Source organism: Enterococcus sp. DIV0167 (assembly GCF_050541555.1).
Lineage (GTDB): Bacteria > Bacillota > Bacilli > Lactobacillales > Enterococcaceae > Enterococcus > Enterococcus faecalis.
Map to the genome: position 1 here is coordinate 1,366,541 of NZ_CP172933.1, position 25,134 is coordinate 1,391,674.

Genomic DNA, 25,134 nt, shown 5'->3' on the forward strand with positions numbered 1-25,134 from the left:
TTTGTTAAAACACGCCATTGTGTTTCTGATTCTTTGCCTTTATCTTACCTGTTTCCAAAAAACTTGTCAAAATTATTGAATAGTTTCCCAAACTTTATGTTGTTTCTGAAAATAGGAGACAATATCTGTTTCAAAAATTGTTTGTAAAAATTCTTTGGAAGCCAACGTTTGAAAATCACCTTGCGCGGCCACTTTCCCTTGCTTCATAAACACAATTTTTTCACTTAGCGTTAACGCTAAACGGATATCATGAAACACCCCGATTAACGTTTTCCCTTCTTGCGCACTCCACTCATTTAACTGCTGAATCAATTCTTGTTGATACCGAATATCCAAATGATTATTGGGTTCATCCAATAAAATAATTTCTGGATCTTGTACAAATAATTTAGCCAAAAATACTCGTTGTTGTTGTCCTCCTGAAAGCTGATTGACAACTTTATCTTTTAAAGGCAATAAACCCGTGCGTTCTAAATAATAAAGGACTCGTTCTTTTTCTTGTTTAGAAACAATAGGTAAAAAACGTTGTGCTTGTTGTCGATACGCCCCCATCAAAACTGTTTCGTAAACCGTATAATCAAAAGCAACTGTCGTGAATTGACTCATCATCGCTACTTTCGTTGCCAATTCCTTCCGCTTTTGTCCATGAACTTCTTGACCATCAATTAAAACAGAACCACTATAAGGGACAAGTCCAGCAATCGTTTTTAAAAGTGTCGTTTTACCGCAACCATTTGGACCTAAAATACAAGTTTTACTACCTGTCGGAAAAACGAGGGAAATATCTTTTAAAATGGGGGTTTGTTGGAGCGTTACAGCTGTTTCTTTTAATTCAATCATGCAGCAACGCCCCTTTTTTTAAAGTAAATATACAAGAAGAATGGCGCTCCGATCAAGGCTGTTACGGCCCCGATGGGAATTTCTCTTGGTGATAAAATCGTGCGGGCAATTGTGTCCCCTAGTACCATGATGGTCCCACCTAAGATTGCTGAACCGGGAATCAGCCAGCGATGAGTCGCCCCTAGATAGCGACGGACAATATGTGGCGCTATTAAATCAACAAAACCAATCACACCGACAAATGAAACCGCACTTCCTGCTAGTAAACTAGCCAAAAGAATAATGCGTAGTTTTGCTGTTTTGACTTCTACTCCCGCTAACATCGCATGTTCTTCTCCTAAACCGAGAACATCCAATGCGTTGGCATCAAACCAAAGAAACAGACTACTGACAAGCAAGATTGGACAATAAATAGCAATTTTTTGCCAATTACTGCCAGAAAAACTACCCATTTGCCAAAAGACTAATTGTTTCAAATAATCTTGGAAAAGTGCTGTAATCAACGTCAAAATAGCACCGACAAACAAGGTCATAATCATCCCCACTAAAACAACTGTTTGATTAGACATTTGACTATCCATTGTTTGCGTAAATAACAAAACTAAAAAGACCGTTGCTAAGCCAAAGATAAAACCAGTTAAAGGCAATAAAAATGCCCCTAAAATCGAAGCAGTTACTCCAGTTACCATGATTAACGCAGCGCCTAAGGATGCTCCCGCTGATACGCCCAAAGTATATGAAGAAGCTAAAGGATTACCTAAGAGTGATTGCATCACCGTGCCACTTACTGCTAAGCCTGCGCCCACGAGATAGGCCATCACGACACGCGGTAACCGTACATTCCAGATGATTCCCTCTAAAATCCCGTCTTCTGAAACCGTCTTTTTCACTAAAATTTGAAGCAAATCCGTTAACGAAATCTGAACACTTCCAATTTTAATACCCAAAAAGAGCATGCTCATACTGATCAAGAGCATCAGTATGAGACACGTTTTTTTACTCATCTTTTAAATCCTTGTATTCCTCTGGATAAACAGCTTTTGCCATTTGTTTTAATGCTTTGGTAATGTGGTTATTTGGTAAAGAGCTAGACATGTTATCGATTTCGAAAACTTCTTTGTTTTGAACTGCAGGAACGTTTTCCCAGTTTTTACGAGCTAAAATTTCTTTGGCGGGATCTTTCATATAGTTAACATTGGTTAAAATGACTTCTGGTTTTGCAGCAATGGCCGCTTCTTCTGTCACTGGTAACCAGCCTTTTTCATTTGCCAAAACATTTTTTGCCCCAATTGTTTCAATCATTTCATTTAAAAACGTCCCATTACCAAAGCTGTAAATGTCTGGTAAGGCAGCTACTTCAAACAAAACAGTTTTTGGTTTTTTAATGGTTTTACCAATTTTGGCCACTTCGTCGATTTCTTGATCCATTGTTTTGATTAACTTTTGTCCTTTTTCATGTTCAGATAAGCTATCCGCGATGAATTGGACGTCTTCTTTGATTGCTTTGATACTTGTACTAGTGGGGATATTAACGACTGTAATTCCAGCATCTTCCACTTGCTTCCAAACACTTTCTGAGCTAGCTAAATTGATGTCATTCACATAAACAATTTGTGGTTTCAAGGCAATCAATTTTTCTGCATCGACAGCCATCATATCCATTTGTGGTAATTTTTTTAAATCAGTCATCATTGTACTACTTTGAGTATCAACTGCGATTAATTGGTCGGTTTTACCTAAGTCTTCAATCACTTCTGTTGTTGATGGTACTAGGGAAATAATTTTGGTTGCTTCTTTGGGTAAAGTAATTTCTTTGCCGCTACGGTCTTTGGTTGGTAACGTTACTTCTGTTTTTTCAGAAGAGGTAGTTGCTTTCTTTTCCTGTTTGCCACACCCTGCTAAGCCAAGTGTTGCTACTAAACCTAAAGTCATCATTGTTAAAGTAAATTTTTTCATTTTTTCATCCTCGCATTCGTCTATTTTATTTTGGGGAAAATTTTCTGAAATGAACCTCCTTTGTCTCAACGTCAAAACAATACAAAAAAACCACTTTTTTCTCCAATAGAAAAAAAGCAGTCACTTAACTATGCTAATGATATACTCAGCCAGTTATCTTCAAAGCCCCTTCTTTTTCCTACAAAAGAATGATTAGACTTATCAAGCCGGTATCCTGACTTAGCTTCTTCTTACTCCCAATCCTTCCAGAATAATCTGTGGTCTTATTGGTTTCATCCACCATACAGTAGGTAGGTCTGTAGAGGATTCGCACCTCTTTCCCTGACACTTCATAAGTACATATATATTGTATCTTCGTTGATAACTAATTTTCAAACCAGTGATTAGACGTCTTTGTCTAATGACACACATTTATTATAACGGTTATCAACCATTTGTCAACGCTTCCTCAAGCAAAAGAAAAACTTTTCTTGTTTTAGTTATTAGACGTTGTTCCGTTTTTCTATTCATGATAAAATAAATCCTAGTTTGAATAAGAAAGAGGTTAACTTGATGAAAATCGTCATTTTGTTACTTGTTGCCTATTTATTAGGTTCAATTCCCTCAGGTGTTTGGATTGGCAAACTTTTCTTTAAAAAAGATATACGCCAATTTGGGAGTGGGAATACAGGAACAACCAATACATTTCGTGTCTTAGGGAAACCTGCCGGAATTACGGTATTATTAATGGATATCTTGAAAGGAACGTTAGCCACTTCATTACCCTATTTGTTTGGTTTACAAGGCGTGAATCCGCTCTTCTTTGGGGTAGCAGCTGTTTTAGGGCATACCTTCCCTATTTTTGCCAATTTCAAAGGTGGTAAAGCCGTAGCCACTAGCGCTGGCATGTTATTAGCATACAGCCCCACATTTTTTATTTATTCTGCTCTTATTTTTGTGATTTGTCTGTATCTAACCAGTATGGTGAGTTTAACAAGTATGATTAGCGCTGTACTAATTACACTTTCTACTATTATTTTGCCTTTCACTGTCCCAGCTATTTTACCAACATTTAACTGGTTATTAACCGTGATTGCGATTGCTTTGACTACTTTTATCTTTGTCCGTCATCGTGAAAACATTCAGCGAATTAAAAATGGAACAGAAAGTCGCCTTTCTTTTGGCTTACGTGCAAAAAAATAAAGAAAAAGGCTGTGAACATTATTTGTTCACAGCCTTTTTCTTTATTTTACACTAATCATATACTGTGTTTTAAATAGTTCGTTAGCTGGTAACTTATTGATGCCAAATTTTTCAGCAAGTTGGCCAGTTGTGTCGACAGCATCAGCAATCCCGCACCAAGGTTCGATACAGACAAAAGGCGCTTCTTTCGGTGTCGGTGACCAAATCCCCACATAAGGCATTTCTGGATAACTCAAAGTGACTTGATGGTCACTTTCGTCTGTGGCAATTGTAATCGCTGTTTGACCTTTTGTTTCAAAAATCATTGCATCATTTTCAAATAATTGATGCGTTAAGTCAAAGCTGGTATTCGTTTGGGCTAGCGTTTTATTCGCTAAATCAATAAACGGGCCTGCTAAGGGAATTTGTGTCCGTGATTTTTTAGGTGAAAAACTTAGATAATAATCTTCAAACGTTAGTGAAGATTCTAAAGGTACATTAAAGGCTGGATGACCACCAATCCCAAAATACATCTCTTCTTTCCCTGTATTTTCTACTTGGTAGTTTACAGTCAATTCTTGGTGTTCTAATGTATAAGTAATCACTAGTTCAAAATCAAAAGGATACTTCTTCTTGGTTTCTTTTGTTGATTTTAGTGAAAAAGAAACTTCTTCTCCACCTTTTTCAATCACATCAAATACTTGATCACGAGCAAAACCATGTTGAGTTAAATGATACGCTTGATTTTGGTACATATACGTATCTTCTTTTAGACGACCGACAATCGGAAAAAGTACGGGCGCATGGCGGGCCCAAAATTCAGGATTTCCTTGCCAAATATATTCAATGCCGGTTTCTTTTGATTGTAAACTTACTAATTCTGCTCCTTCTTCAGCAAATGTTGCGATTAGAAATTCATTTTCAATTTGTACAGTCATTGCGTTGTCCTCCTAGTTGATACGAGCAATTGCTTATTTTTCCAACTCTTTAATAAATTGTTGATTTAACACTTTTAAATAAGTCCCTTTCATACCAAGAGAACGTGATTCAATAATTCCAGCTGATTCTAATTTTCTTAAGGCATTCACAATTACGGAACGAGTAATGCCTATTTCATCTGCAATACTTGAAGCAGTTAAACGACCTTCTTCGCCATCTAAGGCTTCAAAAATGGCATGGACGGCTTTTAATTCACTATAGGAAAGAGTGTTGATGGCCATTTGCACGGCAGTCGCACTGCGAACTTCTGCTTCAATTGTTCTGGATTGATGATACAAAATTTGCATGCCGACAACGGTCGCACTATATTCAGCTAACACTAAATCATCCTCGTTAAAGGATTTTTCAACACGCGCTAAAATAATCGTACCCAAGCGTTTGCCAGCACCGTACAAAGGCACAATAGTGGTTAACCCAAACGGATACAGCTCTCGTGATTCAAAAGGAAATGCAGTTAAATCACTGTCTATTGGAATATTGGCTTCGGTTACTTTGAGCATATCCACGGCCTCGGTGTATCCTTGAGGAAATTTTTTCTCTTTAAACATATTTTTGATACGGGCATTATTAACATCTAATTTTTCAGTATACCCCAACAAATCCCCTGAACTGCTAATAATATACGCATTACTTTCTAAAATATCCCCTAAAATCATTGCCATTTTGTTGTACGGAAGTTCTGCTTGTACGTCAAACAGATTGTTTTTTTGCAAAAGCTCGTTCACTTGACGTGTTTTTTCTAATAATGTAGCCATCTTTTCTCCTCCAGCCTTTTTTATAAGATGTAACGACTTAAATCTTCATTTTGAACAATGTCATTCAATTTTTCATTGACATATGCTTCGGTAATCGTAATTTCACCCATTTGCATATCTGGTGCTTCATATAATAAATCTTCTAATAAACGTTCTAAAATTGTGTGTAAACGACGCGCCCCAATATTATCTGTATCACGGTTTACATCATAAGCGATGTGTGCTAACCGTTCAATTGCTTCTTTTGTAAAGATGACTGAAACATTTTCTGTGCCAATTAATGCTACATATTGTTTAATTAAAGCATTATTTGGCTCAGTTAAGATACTTACGAAGTCATCCGCCGTTAAATCATCTAATTCAACTCGAATTGGGAAGCGGCCTTGTAATTCTGGAATCAAGTCACTTGGTTTTGACAAGTGGAAAGCACCTGAAGCGATAAATAAAATGTGATCCGTTTGTAAAGGACCATACTTCGTGTTAACTTGGGAGCCTTCAACAATTGGCAAAATGTCTCTTTGTACTCCTTCACGAGAGACTTCGCCCGAATTTTGTTGGCTTTTAGAGGTGATTTTATCAATCTCATCGATAAAAATAATTCCGCTTGATTCAGCTAAACGAATCGCTTCACTATGAATATCAGCGTCATTGACAATTTTTGCTGATTCTTCTTTCACTAATAAGTCTTGTGCTTCTTTCACCGTTACAGTACGTTCGATTTTTTTCTTTGGTGACAGAGCGCCTAACGTTTCATTTAAGTCGATACCCATTTGTTCTAGGCCATTGTTCATAGCTGGCATCGTTTTCTTCGGTTCTTCAATTTCAATTGTTACTTCACGATTATCTAATAGACCTTTTTCCAGCTGTTCCAAAATTGTTCGGCGATTCGTTCGAATATCTTCCGTTACTTCTTCTTGTGCTTCTTGCTGTTGCTGAGCCATGTTAAACATGTTCATCATTTGTTCAAATTGATTACCGCCAGCCTGTTTTTGTTCTTTTTTAATTCCAGGCACTAATACTTTGACTAAACGTTGATTGGCCTTTTTTAACGCTTGCGCATACACGCGACTGTATTGTTGTTTTTCAACAATTTGGATCGCATTTTCTACTAAATCCCGAACCATTGATTCGACATCCCGACCGACATAGCCTACTTCTGTAAATTTGGTTGCTTCAACTTTTACAAAAGGCGCATTGACAATTTTTGCGAGACGACGAGCAATCTCAGTTTTACCAACACCTGTTGGTCCAATCATTAGTAAGTTTTTAGGCGTAATATCTTGTTGCATATTTTCTTCTAATTGCAAGCGACGATAGCGGTTACGTAAAGCTACCGCCACTGATTTTTTGGCAGCTTGCTGTCCAACAATATATTGATCTAGTTCTTTGACTATTTCTTTTGGTGTTTTGTTTAATTCATTCATGGATTTTCCCTCGCTTATAATTCTTCTACAATGATATTATGATTCGTAAATACACAGATATCTGCAGCAATATTTAAGGCATTTTTAGCAATCTCTTTCGCTGGCATTTCTTTATCGCCAAAGTTTTTCATGGCTCTTGCAGCGGACAAAGCAAAATTACCGCCAGAACCAATTGCTAAAATACCATCGTCTGGTGTGATGACTTCCCCAGTTCCTGAAACTAAGAGCATTTCTTCCTTATTCATCACAATCAGCATAGCTTCTAATTTTTGCATAGACTGTTGTGTCCGCCACTCTTGGGCTAACTCAACCGCAGCTCTCGTTAAGTTTCCGTTGTATTCATTTAATTTTCCTTCAAACTTTTCTTCTAATGTAAAGGCATCTGCCACACTTCCTGCAAAACCGACAACGACTTCATCATTGTAAATACGGCGCACTTTTTTGGCCGTACCTTTCATAACGACAGATTCCCCCATTGTTACTTGGCCGTCACCAGCCATTGCAAATTTTCCATCTTTTTCGACTGCACAAATTGTTGTAGAGTGAAATTGTGATTCAACCATTATTGTTCCTCCTAGACGTTTACCTCCATTATGCACGAGGATGAAACGTTCGATAATTTTTTTGTAAACTTTCTTTTGTCACATGCGCATATATCTGAGTTGTTGATAAATTAGCATGTCCTAATAATTCTTGAACTGTCCGCATATCGGCGCCATTATTTAATAAGTGTGTCGCAAATGTATGGCGTAACATGTGGGGATGAATTTCCGCATTTAATGAACTTTTTTTAATTAGTTGGTTTAAGACATATTCAATCCCTGTTGGCGTGATTTGTTCACCATGATGATTAACAAAGACATACGGATGCTTTTTTTGATATTTTGTCATTAATAGCGCGCGGCCATTCTCTAAGTAATCCTTTAAGGCGTCTTGTGCAAATGAACCAAAAGGCACATAGCGATCTTTATTTCCTTTTCCGTGAACCAATAAAACAGAAGCTTGAAAGTCAACTGCGTCCACCGTTAAGTTCGCGCATTCACTGACCCGAATACCAGTCCCATACAGAACTTCTAGCAACGCTTGATTTCTCAAATCAAGCGGTTGCTCCCCTTGTGCGCTCTCAAATAATGCATCCATTTCTTTTTCATAAAAAAAACGGGGCAACCGTAACTGTTTCTTTTTCATATGAACATAGGAAAAAGGATTTTCTTGGATTGCTTCATTTTTTAATAAGAATTGATAAAAAGAACGCAAACTGGCAATTTTTCGACTAATCGAATTGCGGCTATATTCCTGATCATATAATTCGCTCAAATAAGCCCGAACATCCAAATGTTCTACAGTCAAATAATTGTCATTACCTGAAGTCTTTAAAAACGAAAAAAAATGTTGTATATCTTCTTGATATGCTTTTTTTGTTTTTTCTGAATAGCCTCTTTCGACAATAAGATAACGAGCAAATAACTCAGGCCAATTCTTTTCTTCCATGTGATAGCCCTCCTCATTCGATTACAAAGTAACTTTAGCATAACCTTTTTCAAAAGACAATTAAGTTGTCAGAATTTAATCAATATTTCTAAATATGTTCACAATTTTAACTATTCTTTAGCTTTTGTTATTTTTTTCTAAAAATTAAAAGACTGAGTATCATCGCATTTCTTAGCAATGATGCTCAGTCTTTTCTCATATTTTTTCTAATTTAGTCTAAAGATTGGATAACTTGAGCTTGAACATCTAAGGCCCGATTAGCAATCGCTTCATAGCGTTCTTTTTTGTCACGAATTCGTTCAGGTAACTCTGGGAAAAGCCCAAAGTTTGCATTCATTGGTTGGAAATGTTTGCCTTCTGCATGTGTAATATAATAAGCCATACTTCCTAAAGTCGTTTCGCGAGGGAATTCAATCGGCTCTTCCCCTTTGGCAAGACGAGCTGCGTTAATACCTGCAAGTAAACCACTTGCCGCGCTTTCAACATATCCTTCAACACCAGTCATTTGTCCAGCAAAAAACAGATCGTCACGTTTTTTTGATTGGTAGGTTGGTTTTAGCAACTCTGGAGAATTCATAAAACTATTACGATGCATGACGCCATAGCGAACAAATTCAGCATTTTCTAATCCCGGAATCATACGGAATACTCGTTTTTGTTCACCCCATTTTAAATGCGTTTGGAAACCAACAATATTGTATAAAGAAGCTGCAGCATTGTCTTGACGTAATTGAATTACAGCATAAGGGCGTTTACCTGTTTTAGGGTCTTCTAGTCCGACAGGTTTCATTGGGCCAAACAACATGGTTTTAATACCACGTTGCGCCATTACTTCGATGGGCATACAGCCTTCGAAAAACTTCTCTTTTTCAAACGTGCGTAAAGGAACCACTTCTGCATTGACTAGCGCTTCATGAAAAGCATTGAACTCTTCTTCAGTCATCGGACAATTTAAGTAAGCCGCTTCCCCTTTGTTATAACGAGATTTTAAATAAACTTTATCCATGTCAATTGTTGATTTATCAATAATTGGTGCTGCTGCATCGTAAAAATAAAAGCCTTCAGAACCATTAAATTCTTGAATTTTTTGAGATAAGCTTTCAGAGGTTAAGGGCCCCGTTGCAATAATTACAATCCCTTCTGGAATATCAGTGATCTCTTCATTTTTGATTGTAATTAATGGATGACTTTTAATTTTTTCAGTGATTGTTTCAGAAAAAGAATCACGGTCAACTGCTAAGGCGCCGCCAGCTGGTACAGCGGTTTGATCTGCACTACCAATAATGATTGAATTTAAACGGCGCATTTCTTCTTTCAAAACACCTACCGCATTGGTTAAACTATTTCCACGTAATGAATTAGAACAAACTAACTCTGCAAAATTTTCTGTTTGATGCGCTGGTGTCTTTTTGACAGGCCGCATTTCATATAAATCAACTGGTACGCCAGCATTGGCCACTTGCCATGCCGCTTCACTTCCGGCTAAACCGGCACCAATAATTGTGACTTTTTTTGTCATGTATAAAAATTCCTTTCTATGTCAAGAAGTTAAGAGCTGTCTCTTACAAACTCAATTCATTTTACTAAAAGAGAAGACCGAAGTAAATTCTTCGGTCTCAATTTTTCTTATTTTTGGACGTTTTCTTCATAATCGCCATTGATACAAACGACTTGTTTGCCGCCTTTAACTTTTTTCTCTACTAAATATTGCCCACATTTTGGACATGGCCGGCCTACTGGTTTGTCCCAAGAAGTGAAGTCACACTCTGGGTACCGACTACAGCCATAGAAAATTCGATTTTTCTTTGATTTGCGTTCGATAACTTGTCCTTCGTGACACACAGGACACGTCACGCCAATTTCTTTGACAATCGCTTTTGTATTCCGACAATCTGGGAAATTACTACATGCATAAAATTTCCCGTAGCGACCCAGTTTAATCACCATTGGATGTCCACATAGTTCGCAGTCAAAGCCTGCTGGTTCATCTTTAATTTGGATTTTTTCAATTTTTTCTTCGGCATTTGTTAATTCTTTTTCGAAGGGCTTGTAGAAGCGATCGACAACTTCAACCCATTTTTCTTGGCCTTCACCGACTTTATCTAGGTCCGTTTCCATTGTCGCTGTAAAATGTGTATCGACAATTTGTGGGAAAAACTCTGAAACTAGGGAATTCACAATTTCACCTAATTCCGTTGGTTCAAACCGTTTATTGGTTAGCTTCACGTAATAACGCCGTTGAATGGTTTCTAATGTTGGCGCATATGTTGATGGTCGGCCCACACCATTTTCTTCTAAAGTCCGGATTAACGTGGCTTCACTAAAACGAGCCGGTGGTTGAGTAAAGTGTTGTTTCGGTTCGATATCGACCGATTTAACAACGTCACCTTCCACTAATTCAGGTAAAATATTTTCCTTGTCTTCTTTACCATCATCGCGTCCTTCAACATATACTTGCATAAACCCTTTAAATTTCACTTTAGAGCCATTGGCAATAAACGTTACGCCGTTTTGTTGAAGCGTGACCTTCATGGTATCTAAAATCGCTGGTGTCATTTGACTAGCAACAAAGCGCGACCAAATAAGAGTATATAATTTTAATTGATCTTTATCTAAATACTTCTTCATTTCATCAGGTGTTCTTAAAACGCTTGACGGACGAACCGCTTCATGGGCATCTTGTGCACCTTGCGTATTTTTTGCTTTGCGGCCGCCATGTGCTGAGAACTCATCTCCGTAGGTCTTTTCAATGAATTCAGCAGCTTCTGCTTTGGCGGAATCGGCAATTCTGGTTGAGTCTGTACGCATGTAGGTAATCAGCCCCACAGTGCCTTGTTTCCCTAAAGCAATTCCCTCATACAATTGTTGCGCAACCATCATGGTTTTACGGGTACGGAAATTTAATTTACGTGCCGCTTCTTGTTGTAAACTACTGGTTGTAAAAGGTAATGCAGGATTACGTTTCCGTTCTTTTTTCTCAACTTTTGTAACATCGTAATCTTTACCGTCAATTCGAGAAGTGATTTCTTTCACCGCTTCTGCATTTGGTAATTTTTTCTTTTTACCATCTACGCCCCAGAAATTTGCTTTGAATTTCTTGCGACCTTTTTGGAAATTCCCATCAATGCTCCAATATTCTTCAGGTTTAAATTCTCGAATTTCATTTTCTCGATCAATAATCATTTTTAAAGCAACAGATTGCACACGACCAGCACTCAAACCTTTTTTGACTTTACGCCATAAAATAGGACTAATCGAGTATCCAACTAAACGGTCTAAAATGCGCCGTGCTTGTTGTGCATCAACTAAATCAACGTTGATGGTTCTAGGTTCTTTAAATGCCGCTTTTACTGCTTCTTTAGTGATCTCATTGAATACCACACGGTTTTTATCTTTTAAATCAAGGCCAAGAAGATAAGCTAAATGCCAAGCAATTGCTTCACCTTCTCGGTCCGGATCGGCTGCGAGATAGACTTTTTCAGCTTTTTTTGCAGCCGCTTTTAAACTTTTGATGACATCGCCTTTTCCGCGAATCGAAATATAATGAGGTTCATAATTATTTTCAATATCAATCCCCATTTTACTTTTTGGTAAATCGCGAATGTGACCAACACTGGCAACCACCTTGTAGTTTCTTCCTAGATATTTTTCAATTGTTTTGGCTTTGGCAGGTGATTCTACAATCACGAGATACTTATAGGCCATTCAATTAGCTCCTTTCGTGTTCGCTTTCCTACTATATAATATATGTAAAAAACGCACAAATCGTAATACATCATATGCTATATAGAATAGGTTTGTCAAGACTAGGCTTTCTAACATTTCTGTCATTTCTGTTTGACTGTCCGAATTTATAAATAAAAAATGCCTATGATTTATAGATTTTATCCTAAAGCATTAAAATACCCAAAACATTCCAAATAAAATGAGTCAAGACAGCAGCTTCAAAGCGACCCGTGCGTAGATAGACCCAACTTAACGCTAAACCCATGCCCCAATAAATAATAAAACTACCTATATCTGTGGGCGTGTGCACAAGTGCAAATAAAATAGAAGAAACGAGTATGCCTATTTTTGAAGCTGGCTTGAAAAACGCTTGAATCCCGACACGAAAAATTCCCTCTTCGAAAATTGGCCCAATCACACCTGCAAAAATAAGTATAAGCCCTTTAGGAATGGCTTGGACAATTTCTTCAACACTTTGTTGGTTAGAGGTCGTCTCTAGTCCTTCCAGACGTAATAAGAAATCACCAAGTATTCCCACACAAACGATTATCACCAAACCTAACAAGACCACTGGCAAGGTTTCTTTGATTCCTAAAAAAGTCCAAGTTATGAGCTTTTTCTTTTTCAAAAAAGCAACAAATAGATAGACGAAATAGGCACCAAGTCCAACAGCCACTAATCCACTAACAAAGCGAAACCAAAAATTTTCTGTAGAAAATTGAACAACTGAGACCATCATCAAAGGAATTTGATCCAAAATCAAAAAGCCCAGTAGCTGCATACCAAACAACCATCTTTTTCTAACAACCGTTTCCATTTAGACACTCCTAACTACCAACCAAAAGATTAAAATCTGATTAAATAGTACCGAAGTGAACGTAGGTTGTCAATTCACAATTAGTAAAAGTCACAATTCTTCACAAATATCATCAATTGTCTGAACACATTTAGCGCCGTCCTGAATTAATTCATGGCAGCCTGTTGAAAAAGACTGGAAAATACTTCCCGGTACGGCAAATACCTCGCGCCCGTAATCCATCGCCGCTTGTGCAGTAATTAAAGAGCCACTATTCTTACGAGCTTCCATCACGCAGACCCCTAAAGATAATCCAGCAATAATGCGATTACGTGCAGGAAAATGATATTTTTTCGGTCCACTCCCATTCACATATTCTGTTAAAACAAGCTGATTCTGCTTCATAGTTTGCTGTAATTCTTTCTTTTCATACGGATAATATACATCTAATCCAGTGCCTAAAATTCCAATTGTCTGACCCCCGTTCTGGATGGCCATCTCATGGCTACGACTATCGATACCTTTGGCAAGACCACTGACGATTGTGAATCCTTCTTTGACTATTTTAGGAACCAGAGCTTCAGTCACTCTTAACCCATACGAAGTGGCATAGCGAGCGCCGACGATGCCAATTTTCCTTCTGCTTAACAATTGTAAATTTCCTCTATAAAAAAGAATTGCTGGTGGATTATAAATTTCTCGTAATAATTTAGGATAGACGGCATCTAAAATTGTCATAAATTGGTGTTGGCATTGTCGTATATATAACGCTTCACTATGAATCGTATGGTGTAACCAAGATTGTTCAAATAATTCACGATATTTCTTGATTTCAGCAATTCTAATAATTTCTGTACTGGAAAAATCAACACGCTTTTGTGCGATAGCTGCTTGTAACACTTTTAAGATACCTAAATTGCCAATTCCTTGGCATACCGCTAATTTAAATAATAATTGTCGTTGTAAAATTTCCAACAAAAAACACCTCTTTCACATCTTCTTAAAATAAGAATACGTAAAAAAAGTGTTTTATTTTTAAATCATATCTTTTATTGGCGCAAACGTACGTCGATGAATGGGTGTTACACCGTATTTTTCTAACCCGAGAAGATGTTCTTTTGTTCCATAGCCTGCATTGTTTTTAAATCCATATCCAGGATATAATTCATCATATTCTTCCATTAATCGATCTCTTGTTACTTTTGCAATAATACTAGCTGCTGCAATCGAAATGGAGCGTGCATCCCCTTTAATCAAACTTTCTTGTGGTTGGGGAACGTCTAACTGCATTGCATCAATTAATAAATAATCTGGTGTAAAAGCTAAATCGTCAATTGCCATTTTCATCGCTTGTTTAGTTGCTTGATAAATATTAATTTGATCAATGACTCCTTGATCAGCGATACCTAACCCGATAGCGACAGCCTGTTCTTGAATCTGGTTATATAACGTTTCCCGTTTTTTAGCAGATAGTTTTTTTGAATCATTTAAGCCTAATAATTGACAATCTTTCGGCAAAATAACTGCAGCTGTCACAACAGGACCAGCTAATGGTCCGCGGCCTACTTCATCAATTCCTGCAATTAAACGATGGCCTTTTTTATAGGCCGCTTCCTCAAATTGACTCATTTCTTTAAAAAGTTGCCACTCTTTTTCTTTGGCTAACTGGCGACGTTCCCATTGTTTGATCGCTTGTTGCACTCCTGAACGTTCATCTTCTCGCCAGCTTGCTAATCGTTCATCGGTTGCGTCAGTGACAGTTAACAACGCTTCTTTGATTGCCTGAATCGACTCTTTTGCCATGTTATTCGTCTCCTAGTTCTTCCCAGCGGTCCAAAGTATACGTACCTAATTTTCCACTGCGAATTTCTAAAATAATCATTTCGCTGGCTCGATTATAATCATCTCTAAAACCACGTTTTTGGCTAATTAACATCAATTGTTCTGGGGCAGGTAAAAATAGCTCTTCCTCTTGTAAACCAAATCGTTCCGTCAAACGTTGCGGATAAAAACGTGCAAAAAATTCTAATCCATAAATCGCCAAATCATCTAAATGCAATAATTGATCTTTTATAGCGCCAGTTAAAGCTAATTTTTTCCCAATTTCCTCATCTTCAAATTTTGGCCAGAGAATCCCTGGTGTATCCAGTAATTCCAATTGGGAACCAGAGCGTAACCATTGTTGTCCTTTTGTCACGCCTGGCTTGTTCCCAGTTTGCGCAATTTTTTTTCCGACTAAACGATTCATTAAGGTTGACTTACCAACATTGGGGATCCCAATACACATGGCGCGAATCGCACGCGGTTTCAAGCCTTTCGCCTGTTCACGAGCCAATTTTTCTTTTAACGCTTCCTTGGCTGCTGGCACAATTTTATTGATTCCTTTATTTTGTTGGGCATTGATAACTAGGGTTTGGTACCCTTTCTTTTGAAAGTAATGTTGCCATTTTTTATTTTGGTCGTTATCTGCTAAGTCCCCTTTATTTAAAAGGACTAATCGTGGTTTTTGTTGGACAATTTGGTCCATCATTGGGTTACGGGAAGAAAGCGGTAACCGCGCATCAACTAGTTCAAATACAATATCGACATATTTGATTTTTTCAGAAACTTCTCTTCTTGCTTTGGCCATATGGCCGGGAAACCATTGAATGGTCATAATCTGTTCAAATCCCTTCTTTAACACATTGTTTCTTTGATTCAATTCTTCAACGAGTCCTGTGTTCCGCGTAGATTCTTGCGAAAAAACACCTTCTCTAGTTTAACATATTTTTCACGGATTTGATTTATTTTCTGTAGTGTTCTTTAAAAAACAAAAAAGCTGAGCCAAACTCACTTTGGATTTTGTCTCAGCCTTGTACACTGGCAAAGTATAGAAAGAAGTAGGTCAAGCTCTTCTCAAGACCGACTCAAGAGTATTTCTGTTTTTACTTGTTATTTAGCATGAAGTAAATTTTCTTTACAATGAATTAACTCTGTTAAAAACTGACAGTACGGTGTAGCAATCCCATAGACTTTCCCTTTGCGAACAATTGCTCCATTGATATAATCAATTTCGGTTAAACGATGATTGGTTATTAAGTCCTGATACATCGATGGATGGTGCAAACCAATTGTTTCTCGATTATAACACGAGCGGATTTGTTGAAGAACTGCTTGTTTATCTAACGTAACTTGTTCCGCTTCAGCGACTGCTAAAAATTCATTAACTATTTGTTGAACAATTTGATCTGCTTGCTCTGTTTCGCCAAAGTCTGCCATATTACAATCCAACAAAGTACATAAACCATTCATTGTTCCATTTACGCAAGCCTTCTTATAAATGGATGATAAAATATTCTCTGAATAACGTGCATTTAAGCCAGCGTTATTTAATACCTTAATGACTGCTTCTGCCGCTTGTTCACTTTGCGCTCCTAAATTTTGTAAATCAATCGAACCATTGCCAAATAATTTTACTTTGCCAGGTCCTTCTAACCCAGCGGTCCACATTGTGTTTCCTAATAAAATATTTTCGTAAGGCACGTATTTTTTGATAATATCTTCGTGCCCAATTCCATTTAACAAGCATAAAACTTTCGTATTTTTATTAAGGAAATGTTCTAATGCTTCAAGCATTCCTGCCAGTTGCATTGCTTTTGTAAATAGGATAACTAAGTCTGCTGTAAAATCGATGCTTGCTACTTCTGTCTGAGGATAAATAGGAATTTTAGCGGTCACCACTTCGCCATTAAAATCAGCAACTAACCCGTTTTTTCTTATTGCTTCAATATGTTCTGGCCAACCATCGACAAAAATAACATCATTTCCTGCTTGATGTAACATTAGTCCAAAGCGACTGCCCATAGCGCCAGCACCTGCGATAATAATCTTCATTTCTTTTCCTCCGTTCAATTTTTTATTTTTAGGTAAAAATCTGCTAAGAAAATCTCTATCTCTTACTTTTATAGCAATAAAAAGGCAAAACATATGTTATATTATAAGTGATCTATTTGTTATTTTTTATCCAAGCGCATTTATGTAAGCGCTTTTAAAAAGAAGGGGAGTTTCTGATGAATATTCAGCTTTTAAAGTACTTCATTGAAATTGTTAATACCCGCAGTTTATCGGCGGCCGCTCGCAATTTATTTGTCACCCAACCAACACTTTCTTTAGCATTGAAAAAAATGGAATCTGAGTTAGGCACAGCGTTGTTTGATCATTCTGATCAACCGTTTCAATTAACCGATACAGGTGTTTATTTATATGAACATGGCCAAGAAGTTGTTTTTCAATTCGATCAATTGGTAACAGATATTCGTGAAATGAACCAGAAACCAGTTAAAAAGCAATTGCGTTTAGGCTTAACTACTTTATTTGCTGTACAATTTATGAAAGAAATTTCACGATTTTTAACAACCCATCCACATGTGAATTTAATATTACAGCAAGATGGCTCGCCAAAATTACAAACGATGTTAGCAAATAAAGAAATTGATATGGGACTAATTTCTTTCCCAAATACCTTACCTGAAATTATTCATATTGAACCTTTAGAAACGACTACCAAAGGCTACCATGTTTATGTCGTGGTACCAGAATCAAATCCTCTCTCCCAATATGAAAAATTAACTTTTAAAGATTTGAAAGATCAACGATTTTCATCGTTAAGTGATAATTTTATGATTGGTCGCCTACTATTAGATCGGACTCGGAGCTTCGGTTATGAGCCGAATATCATTTTGCATAACGATGATTTACAAGTACTTCTTTATAGTTTACAAAAAAATAATTCGATTTGTTTGCTGCCGATTGAATATTATGAAGTGGGAAAAAGTCAGGGACTGAAATGGATTCCTTTAAAAGATAAGTTTGACTATTTCCCCATCGGCATTGCTTTGCGCCGCGATTTTAGTCTGACAGAAGATGTTAGAGATTTTATCCAAATCATTAAAGAAAATTAATGGATAATCTAGCCTTGATAAGCAAAGACGACTTTACTATCATAAAGTTTCAACACTTTTTCAAATAAGAATTTTGAGAATAAACCCGCGACAATTGGAACAACAAACCAAGAAAAGAGTAAGGGTAAAATCCCTAAGCCCGCATCCAATGAAGCAAGTGGTCCCACGAGTCCAACCAAGCCAAATCCAGCCGATTGTGGGGTTCCTGAAATGTTGAATAGAACCACAGGAATTGCTGAAATAGTCGCTGTAAATAAACAAGGAATTAAAATAATTGGGTATTTAAATAAGTTAGGCATCATCATTTTCATACCGCCCAAAGAGACAGCCAGTGTCACTCCCGATTGGTTGACATTCCAAGAATTAATCACAAGAACAACAGTTGTGGCTGCAATTCCCATTGCGGCAGCACCTGCAGACAAGCCATTCAACTGAATCGCCAAACCGATTGCCACAGTAGTGATTGGTGAAATAATCAGTGCAGCAAATGAACAAGCAATTAAAATACTCATGATAATTGGCTGGAAATCAGTAAAATTGTTAATCACTTTACCAATGGCGACCGTGATCTGTGTCACATATGGGTAAATCAACATGCCAAACAAGCCTGCACCTACTCCAACAACGATCGGTAAAGCAATGATTTCCACTGAACCGAATTTTTTATCGATGACTAATAAAAGTAAGACTGCAACAGAAGCGGTAATCATAATATTAATGATGTCACCAGTGCCTGCACCAATAAAGCCTTTCACTTCTGAATTAAATTTAATCACGCCAGAGCCAGCAAATGCTGCACCGCCAGCAATCATCATTTTCTGTGGCGTTAAGCCAAATTGAAAAGCAATCAGTCCACCAATAATTAAAGGGGTGGCTAGTTGGAAAATTTGCGCCGCATGAATAATCATTTCGATAATCTTGTATTCTGCAAAATATTTTAAAATGGCTCCTAATACAGCATTGGGAATTAAGGCGATAATGGTGCCGGAAGCTGTTCCAGCTAACACTTTGTTAAAAAATATTCTTGGGGTTAATTGAGCATCCAGTTTATCAGTGGGCATTTTCAACACTCCTATTGATTATTTTTGTTTTTTTTAAACAAGTTTGAGAATGATTGAACTTTCTATTAGATAAAGAGCAGCCTCAAAGAAGAGCGCTTATTTCTTTGAGGCGCTTTTTATTTAACTAAAGCAAGGAACGATTTTTAATATACATCCGTATCCGCATTATATTTCGCTAAATTATCTTTAACATCTCGCAAGAACTTACCTGCTTGTTGTCCATCTAAAATTCGATGATCAATAGAAAGACATAAATTAACCATATCTGCCACTTTAAAGCCTCCATCTGCGGTTGGCACAAGGCGTTTATTAATTGACTCTACTTGTAATATCGCAGCTTGTGGATGGTTAATAATTCCCATCGATTGGACGGAACCTAGTGTTCCAGTATTATTAAGAGTAAAGGTCCCTCCTTGCATTTCTTTGCTTGCTAGCGTTCCTTGTCGGACTTCTTGTGCCAAGCGATTGATTTCTTTAGCTAGCCCTGCAATCGAATAGTTATCCGCTTGTTGAATCACTGGCACGTAAAGATGCTCGTCTGTCGTTACAGCTATGGATAAATTAACATCTTTATGATAAATAATTGAGCCATCATCCCAAGATGTATTGATTTTTGGATTTTTCTTTAACGCTTGAATGACTGCTTTGGCAAAAAATGGGAAGAAGCTTAGAGACAGGCCTTCTTGTTGTTTAAATTCATCTTTTAATGAATTTCTAAGTTGGACTAAGTTGGTCACATCCGCTTCCACCATTAACCAAGCGTGAGGGATTTCGTTGACACTTTGGACCATTTTTTTAGCAATTGCTTTACGTACAGGATCTGCAGAGACAATTTTATCTGTGGTTGTTTCAGTTGGACTAGCTGTTGCGGCGCTTTCATTTTGCGAAGCAACTGGCTCCTCTGAAATTGAAGGGCTAGTTCCTGGACTCACTGTTTTCTCAGGTGTTCTTGCCTGTGTTGGTGTAAAGTTTGTGACATCTTTTCTAGTAATCCGACCATCACGACCTGTCCCTGTAACTTGTGTTAAATCAATCTTTTTTTCTTGGGCAATTTTAAGGACTGCTGGGGAATAACGACCATTATTTTTTTGATGGGACGTCGCAGTGCTTGTTGTTTCAACCGTTTCATGTTCTTGTGCTTGTTCCGCACTTGCTTCTTTCACTGGTGCTAAAGTAGCTTCTTCTGTTTTTTCGGTTGTTTCTTCTGTCTCTAACGTCATCACCGCTGTTCCGATGGGCACATCTGTATCTAGAGAAATCAGAAATTCTTTTACTACACCATCAAAATCTGATGGGACTTCCGTGGTGACTTTATCAGAAACGACTTCCATTAAGGGATCATAGCGTTTCACTGAATCTCCTGGTTTAACTAACCATTGGACAATGGCTGCCTCTGTGACACTTTCGCCTAGATGAGGCATTTTGATTTCTTTTGTGGCCATTTATTTTTTCCTCCTTGCTTCAATTAAAATTCTGCTAATTCTTTCATTGCTGCTAATACTTGCTCTTCATTGATTAAAAATTCTCTTTCTAAAGGTAATGCATAAGGCATGCTTGGACAATCAGGTCCTGCAAGTCGTTGAATCGGTGCATCTAAATCAAAGAGAGCATCTTCTGAAATCATTGCCGCAATTTCACTCATCACGCTGCCTTCTTTATTGTCTTCTGTTACGAGTAAGACCTTCCCTGTTTTCTTAGCTGCAGCTACTAATGTTTCGCGATCTAAAGGATATAATGAGCGAACATCGACGATTTCGGCATCAATTCCTTCAGCGGCTAGTTTTTCCGCCGCAGCTAAAGCTAATTGCAAGGTCATGCCGTAACTAATCACGGTTAAATCACTACCCGTTCTAACGACATTGGCTTTGTCAATTGGTACGATATAATCATCTGCAGGCACTTCATCTTTTAGTAAACGATATAAACGCTTATGTTCGTAAAAAATGACTGGATCATCGGAACGAATCGCTGCTTTAATCATCCCTTTTGCATCATAAGGATTAGAGGGGGTCACAACTCTTAATCCTGGTTGTCCACAAAAAACTTTTTCTGTAGACTGAGAATGATACAGCCCACCACGAACACCGCCGCCATAAGGTGTCCGATAAACGATTGGCGCAGTCCAATCGCCTTTTGTTCTATAGCGCATTGTCCGAGCCTCTGATAACAATTGATTGGTTGCAGGCAAAATGTAATCCGCAAATTGAAATTCACCAATTGCGCGATAGCCCATTAAACCTAAGCCGACAGCTAAACCACCAATTAAGCCTTCTGTTAACGGTGTATTAAAACAACGCTCGTCACCGTATTTAGCAGCCAAGCCCTTTGTTACACCGAACACGCCGCCTTTGTCGCCGCCGACATCTTCTCCAAAAATAACTACTTTTTCATCACGAGCCATTTCTTCAGAAATTCCTAAGTTAATTGCTTCTAAATAAGTCATCTCAGCCATTATATTTCTTCTCCTCTTCTCTTATTTTGCATACACTTCTTCTAAAATTGATGTCGGTACAGGATCTGGCATTGCTTCTGCTTCATCCGTTGCTTGATTGATTTCTGCACGAATTTCTTCATCAATTTTGGCAATGTCTTCGTCTGTTAAATAGCCCTCTTCTAATAATTGTTTTTCAAAAAGCTTCACTGCATCGTTCTTTTTCATTTCTTCAATTTCTTCTTTTGAACGATAAACAGATTGATCATCGTCAGCGGAATGAGAAGTCAAGCGAGAAACCATTAATTCAATCAATTTTGGTCCTTTTTTCCCGCGAGCCGCTTTTACTGCTTCTTTAAATGCTAGATAGACTTCAGTAAAATCACTACCATCAACGGTTACACCTTCAAAGCCATAAGCTTTCGCGCGATCGGCCATTCGTTTATTGGCATACTGTTCTTCAATTGGGACAGAAATCGCATATTCATTATTTTCAACAACAAAAATGACTGGTAATTTTTTTACGCCTGCAAAGTTCATAGCTTCTTGGACTTCTCCTTGATTGGCAGAGCCTTCCCCAGTGGTGGTCAATGCAACAAAATCAGCTTTTTGAAGTTGCGCTGCATAACCAACACCTGTCGCTAATGGCATTTGTGTACTTACTGTTGAAGAGAAGGAAACAATATTATGCTCTTTTGAACCATAATGATTCGGCATTTGACGACCATGGGAAGAAGGATCCGCTTCTTTTCCAAAAGAACCCATTAAAATATCTTTGGAGGTCATGCCCCAAACCAAGCACGCGGTCATATCACGATAATACGGTAAAAAATAATCTTTTTGAGGATCAAAAGCCATCGCCATCGCTACTTGTGCAACTTCTGCCCCTTGACCAGAAATATTGAAAGAGGTCTTACCAATCCTTGTTAATTGCCACAACCGTTCGTCTAAACGACGTCCTCGTAGTACTTGACGATATGCCTGAATCAATTCTTCTTTTGATAAACCCGATTTTTTAAGCGTTTTCATTTTCATCAACCTTTCTCTATTTGTGAATCGCTAAGCCATAAGTATCTAAGGCTGCTTCTTGCAATACTTCTGTCATTGTTGGATGCGCATGGATTGCTTCACCAATTTCAATGGGCGCGGCATCTAAATACATGGCAGTACTTGCTTCGGCAATTAAATCCGTGACATGTGGCCCAATCATAGAAACCCCTAATAAATCATCGGTCTTCTTGTCACGAATTACTTCTATAAAGCCATCTGTTTCTCCATAAACAAGTGATTTACCATTACCATTAAAATTAAAGGTACCAATCACTACTTCTTTATCTGCTGGTAAAGTTTCTCTAGTATAGCCGACACTTGCTATTTCAGGATTTGTATAAACACCTCGAGGCACGTTTGTATAATTTAAAGGTTCAACTGTCTCGCCTAAAAGATGCTGAACAGCTAACTCTCCTTCTTTCATAGCCACATGTGCTAGTTGGAGTGTATCGATACAATCACCGATCGCATAAATATGTCCTTCTGTGGTTTGATAAAATTCATTTACTTCAATGCCTTTGTCAGTATATTTCACTGAGGTATTCTGTAACCCTAACTTATTGATATTGGGTTGACGCCCAATTGCTACCATGACTTTGTCAACAGCGAGGCTTTCTTGTCCTGCAACTTCTACTTGAACCTTCTGCCCGGTAACTTTCGCTTCTTGGACTTTGCTACCTAATAAAATGTTGATTCCTCGTTGCTCTAAACGTTTCTTTAATTCTTTAGAAATTGTTGCACTCTCATTTATAAGTAAACGATCCAAAAATTCAATGATAGTTACGTTGACACCTAAACTATTTAATAAAGAAGCCCACTCGACACCAATAACGCCACCACCAATAATTGCAATTGATTCTGGTAATTCTTCTAATTCAAGCATCCCATCAGAAGATAAGATAAATTCTTCATCTAATGGCAAATTAGGTAACGTTTTAGGACTAGAGCCTGTCGCAATAATGACATTTTTAGGAACGATAATTTCTTCTTCCCGTGCTGGATCATTAAACGTAACCGCCACTGCGCCAGAGACTGGTGAAAAAATAGAGGGACCTAAAATCGCACCTTCGCCTGCTAAAATTTTGATTTTATTTTTCTTGCATAAGCCTTCAACACCTTTGTGCAACTGCTCAACAATTCCTTCTTTTCGTTGTTGTATTTTAGAAAAATCAATGGACGCTGCCTCTGTTTCAATCCCAAAAGAAGCCGCTTGTTTTAAGGTATCAAAAACCTCTGCGCTTCTTAATAAAGCTTTTGTAGGGATACAGCCTTTGTGCAAACAAGTGCCACCTAATTTGTATTTTTCAACAATTGTGACGTTTAGCCCTTTTTGTGCGGCTCGAATTGCTGCTACATAGCCTCCTGTTCCGCCACCTAAAATCAGTAAATCTGTTTGTTCCGCCATTTTGATCACTCCTGCTCAATTTTTGCTTCACTATAATTTAAAGCTTGTTCTTCCCCTGTTAATACTCGATTGACGCCTTCATATAAAGCAGCCATCTCCATTTCACCTGGGTAAACCTTAATTGGTGCAATCCAAGTGACTTTTTGACTAATTTCTTGAACAACGGTTTGCGAATAGGCTGCGCCCCCTGTTAAAATAATTGCATCAATTGTGCCTTCAAGAACCACGGCCATCTCGCCAATACTTTTTGCGATTTGGTAACACATTCCTTTTAAATAGTAATTTGCTGTTTGATCACCTGCAGCTATTTGTGCTTGGATATGCCGTAAATCTGTTTCACCTAGGTATGATTTAAGGCCGCTATTACCCGCAATTAGCTTTTTCACTTGGCTAATCGTTAACTCCTGTTCAAGTATCCATTGCGCAAATTCAACGAGCGGTAAGGCACCACTGCGTTCTGGCGTATAAGGACCTTCACCATCAAGCCCATTTACCACATCCACCATGCGGCCTTTTTGATGCGCCCCCAAGCTAATGCCCCCACCTAAATGAACAACGATAAAATTGCTTTGCTCATATGTTTTCCCTAAATCCTCAGCGATTTTTCGAGCGACCGCTTTTTGATTTAAGGCGTGACCAACGCTACGCCGGTGAATGCCTTTTAATCCGGAAATCCTGGCTAATGGCTGTAGCTCATCTACAACAACAGGATCGACAATAAAGGCTGGCACGTGATATTTTTCTGCAAACTCATTAGCTAAAATCGCCCCTAAATTTGAAGCATGGGTATTAAAGCGTTCTGTCCGCAAGTCTTCTAGCATTTGTTGATCGACAAGATACGTACCGCCAGGAATAGGCTTAAGCAAACCACCACGCCCCACGACAGCGGCTAATTGTGTGATGTTATGTGTTTCTAAAAATTCCGCGATCATTTGTTTTCGAAATGGTGTTTGACTGACAACATTTTCAAAAGGTGCCAATTCTTGGACGCTATGTCTAAGCGTTTCTTCTGCCAAGCAATCATGATTAGCAAAAAGCGCTAACTTCGTGGAGGTCGAGCCAGGATTAATAACCAATACTGTTTCCATTGTTTTCTGCT

Annotated in this window: 22 protein-coding genes, 2 pseudogenes and 1 riboswitch; of the genes and pseudogenes, 2 read left to right on the forward strand and 22 right to left on the reverse strand. The window is 38.0% G+C overall.

The features are described from left to right. Window positions 1-72: 72 nt before the first annotated feature. The 3 genes from IGM09_RS06660 to IGM09_RS06670 are packed head-to-tail and all read right to left on the reverse strand — an operon-like array spanning window position 73 to window position 2,865. The gene (locus tag IGM09_RS06660) at window positions 73-840 is read right to left on the reverse strand and encodes an ABC transporter ATP-binding protein (RefSeq protein WP_002365688.1); all 768 of its coding nucleotides are present in this window, start codon (window positions 838-840) and stop codon (window positions 73-75) included. Then, window positions 837-1,844 (reverse strand): FecCD family ABC transporter permease, encoded by a 1,008-nt coding sequence (locus IGM09_RS06665; protein WP_002360246.1) that lies wholly within the window; start codon window positions 1,842-1,844, stop codon window positions 837-839. Before IGM09_RS06665 ends, IGM09_RS06660 begins: the two co-directional genes overlap by 4 nt. Beyond that, window positions 1,837-2,865 carry an ABC transporter substrate-binding protein gene (locus IGM09_RS06670; RefSeq protein ID WP_002384486.1) on the reverse strand — a complete coding sequence of 343 codons (1,029 nt, stop codon included), beginning with the start codon at window positions 2,863-2,865 and terminating at the stop codon, window positions 1,837-1,839. The genes IGM09_RS06665 and IGM09_RS06670 overlap by 8 nt, the downstream gene beginning before the upstream one ends. Before the next feature lie 118 nt (window positions 2,866-2,983). Then, a riboswitch (cobalamin riboswitch) is annotated at window positions 2,984-3,143 on the reverse strand. Window positions 3,144-3,348: 205 nt separating this feature from the next. Between IGM09_RS06670 and plsY the strand changes: the two genes are divergently transcribed. After that, window positions 3,349-3,978, forward strand: coding sequence for a glycerol-3-phosphate 1-O-acyltransferase PlsY (gene plsY, locus IGM09_RS06675; RefSeq protein ID WP_002360243.1), 630 nt, complete (start codon window positions 3,349-3,351; stop codon window positions 3,976-3,978). Window positions 3,979-4,019: 41 nt separating this feature from the next. Here plsY and IGM09_RS06680 read toward each other — a convergent pair whose 3' ends face one another. The 12 genes from IGM09_RS06680 to IGM09_RS06735 all read right to left on the reverse strand — a co-directional run bounded on the left by IGM09_RS06680 (window position 4,020) and on the right by IGM09_RS06735 (window position 17,021). After that, window positions 4,020-4,895 carry an aldose 1-epimerase family protein gene (locus IGM09_RS06680; protein ID WP_033624981.1) on the reverse strand — a complete coding sequence of 292 codons (876 nt, stop codon included), beginning with the start codon at window positions 4,893-4,895 and terminating at the stop codon, window positions 4,020-4,022. A 33-nt stretch (window positions 4,896-4,928) separates the two neighbouring features. Beyond that, window positions 4,929-5,711: a GTP-sensing pleiotropic transcriptional regulator CodY gene (gene codY, locus IGM09_RS06685; RefSeq protein WP_002357492.1), complete on the reverse strand. Its 783-nt coding sequence runs from the start codon at window positions 5,709-5,711 to the stop codon at window positions 4,929-4,931. 20 nt (window positions 5,712-5,731) lie between these two features. Beyond that, window positions 5,732-7,135 carry an ATP-dependent protease ATPase subunit HslU gene (hslU, locus tag IGM09_RS06690; protein ID WP_033624982.1) on the reverse strand — a complete coding sequence of 468 codons (1,404 nt, stop codon included), beginning with the start codon at window positions 7,133-7,135 and terminating at the stop codon, window positions 5,732-5,734. 14 nt (window positions 7,136-7,149) lie between these two features. Next, on the reverse strand, window positions 7,150-7,698 hold the full coding sequence (gene hslV / locus IGM09_RS06695) for an HslVU peptidase proteolytic subunit (protein ID WP_002357489.1): 549 nt from the start codon (window positions 7,696-7,698) through the stop codon (window positions 7,150-7,152). A gap of 28 nt (window positions 7,699-7,726) precedes the next feature. Further along, on the reverse strand, window positions 7,727-8,626 hold the full coding sequence (gene xerC / locus IGM09_RS06700; RefSeq protein WP_002357488.1) for a tyrosine recombinase XerC: 900 nt from the start codon (window positions 8,624-8,626) through the stop codon (window positions 7,727-7,729). A gap of 211 nt (window positions 8,627-8,837) precedes the next feature. Further along, window positions 8,838-10,145: an FADH(2)-oxidizing methylenetetrahydrofolate--tRNA-(uracil(54)-C(5))-methyltransferase TrmFO gene (gene trmFO, locus IGM09_RS06705; protein WP_002357486.1), complete on the reverse strand. Its 1,308-nt coding sequence runs from the start codon at window positions 10,143-10,145 to the stop codon at window positions 8,838-8,840. A gap of 107 nt (window positions 10,146-10,252) precedes the next feature. Then, a complete protein-coding gene (topA, locus tag IGM09_RS06710) occupies window positions 10,253-12,331 on the reverse strand; it encodes a type I DNA topoisomerase (RefSeq protein ID WP_002357484.1) in 2,079 nt (692 codons plus the stop codon). A 184-nt stretch (window positions 12,332-12,515) separates the two neighbouring features. After that, window positions 12,516-13,169, reverse strand: a complete 654-nt coding sequence (locus IGM09_RS06715) for a CPBP family intramembrane glutamic endopeptidase (protein ID WP_010828812.1) — start codon at window positions 13,167-13,169, stop codon at window positions 12,516-12,518. A gap of 90 nt (window positions 13,170-13,259) precedes the next feature. Then, on the reverse strand, window positions 13,260-14,123 hold the full coding sequence (gene dprA / locus IGM09_RS06720; protein WP_033625286.1) for a DNA-processing protein DprA: 864 nt from the start codon (window positions 14,121-14,123) through the stop codon (window positions 13,260-13,262). Between the two features lie 60 nt (window positions 14,124-14,183). Then, complete coding sequence (locus IGM09_RS06725) at window positions 14,184-14,951, reverse strand: ribonuclease HII (RefSeq protein WP_002369352.1); 768 nt, start codon at window positions 14,949-14,951, stop codon at window positions 14,184-14,186. Between the two features lies 1 nt (window position 14,952). Beyond that, window positions 14,953-15,804: a ribosome biogenesis GTPase YlqF gene (ylqF, locus tag IGM09_RS06730; protein ID WP_033624983.1), complete on the reverse strand. Its 852-nt coding sequence runs from the start codon at window positions 15,802-15,804 to the stop codon at window positions 14,953-14,955. 275 nt (window positions 15,805-16,079) lie between these two features. Beyond that, window positions 16,080-17,021 (reverse strand): 2-dehydropantoate 2-reductase, encoded by a 942-nt coding sequence (locus tag IGM09_RS06735; RefSeq protein WP_002369351.1) that lies wholly within the window; start codon window positions 17,019-17,021, stop codon window positions 16,080-16,082. A 176-nt stretch (window positions 17,022-17,197) separates the two neighbouring features. On the opposite strand from IGM09_RS06735, the gene IGM09_RS06740 reads away from it, so the two are divergent. Further along, window positions 17,198-18,088 (forward strand): LysR family transcriptional regulator, encoded by an 891-nt coding sequence (locus IGM09_RS06740; protein ID WP_002369350.1) that lies wholly within the window; start codon window positions 17,198-17,200, stop codon window positions 18,086-18,088. Between the two features lie 8 nt (window positions 18,089-18,096). Here the strand turns inward: IGM09_RS06740 and IGM09_RS06745 are convergent, their stop codons facing one another. From IGM09_RS06745 to buk, 7 genes and pseudogenes are all read right to left on the reverse strand, one after another. Next, complete coding sequence (locus IGM09_RS06745; protein WP_002384478.1) at window positions 18,097-19,149, reverse strand: PTS sugar transporter subunit IIC; 1,053 nt, start codon at window positions 19,147-19,149, stop codon at window positions 18,097-18,099. A 143-nt stretch (window positions 19,150-19,292) separates the two neighbouring features. Then, window positions 19,293-20,228: pseudogene (locus IGM09_RS06750) on the reverse strand (dihydrolipoamide acetyltransferase family protein); the annotation flags it as partial. A 192-nt stretch (window positions 20,229-20,420) separates the two neighbouring features. Then, window positions 20,421-20,591 (reverse strand): annotated as a pseudogene (locus IGM09_RS06755) (biotin/lipoyl-containing protein); the annotation flags it as partial. Window positions 20,592-20,614: 23 nt separating this feature from the next. Then, the gene (locus IGM09_RS06760) at window positions 20,615-21,601 is read right to left on the reverse strand and encodes an alpha-ketoacid dehydrogenase subunit beta (RefSeq protein ID WP_002357475.1); all 987 of its coding nucleotides are present in this window, start codon (window positions 21,599-21,601) and stop codon (window positions 20,615-20,617) included. Window positions 21,602-21,622: 21 nt separating this feature from the next. Then, window positions 21,623-22,615 (reverse strand): thiamine pyrophosphate-dependent dehydrogenase E1 component subunit alpha, encoded by a 993-nt coding sequence (locus IGM09_RS06765; protein ID WP_002360226.1) that lies wholly within the window; start codon window positions 22,613-22,615, stop codon window positions 21,623-21,625. Window positions 22,616-22,625: 10 nt separating this feature from the next. Then, a complete protein-coding gene (lpdA, locus tag IGM09_RS06770) occupies window positions 22,626-24,035 on the reverse strand; it encodes a dihydrolipoyl dehydrogenase (RefSeq protein WP_033624984.1) in 1,410 nt (469 codons plus the stop codon). A 5-nt stretch (window positions 24,036-24,040) separates the two neighbouring features. Then, on the reverse strand, window positions 24,041-25,123 hold the full coding sequence (gene buk, locus IGM09_RS06775; protein WP_002360224.1) for a butyrate kinase: 1,083 nt from the start codon (window positions 25,121-25,123) through the stop codon (window positions 24,041-24,043). Window positions 25,124-25,134: the final 11 nt, after the last annotated feature.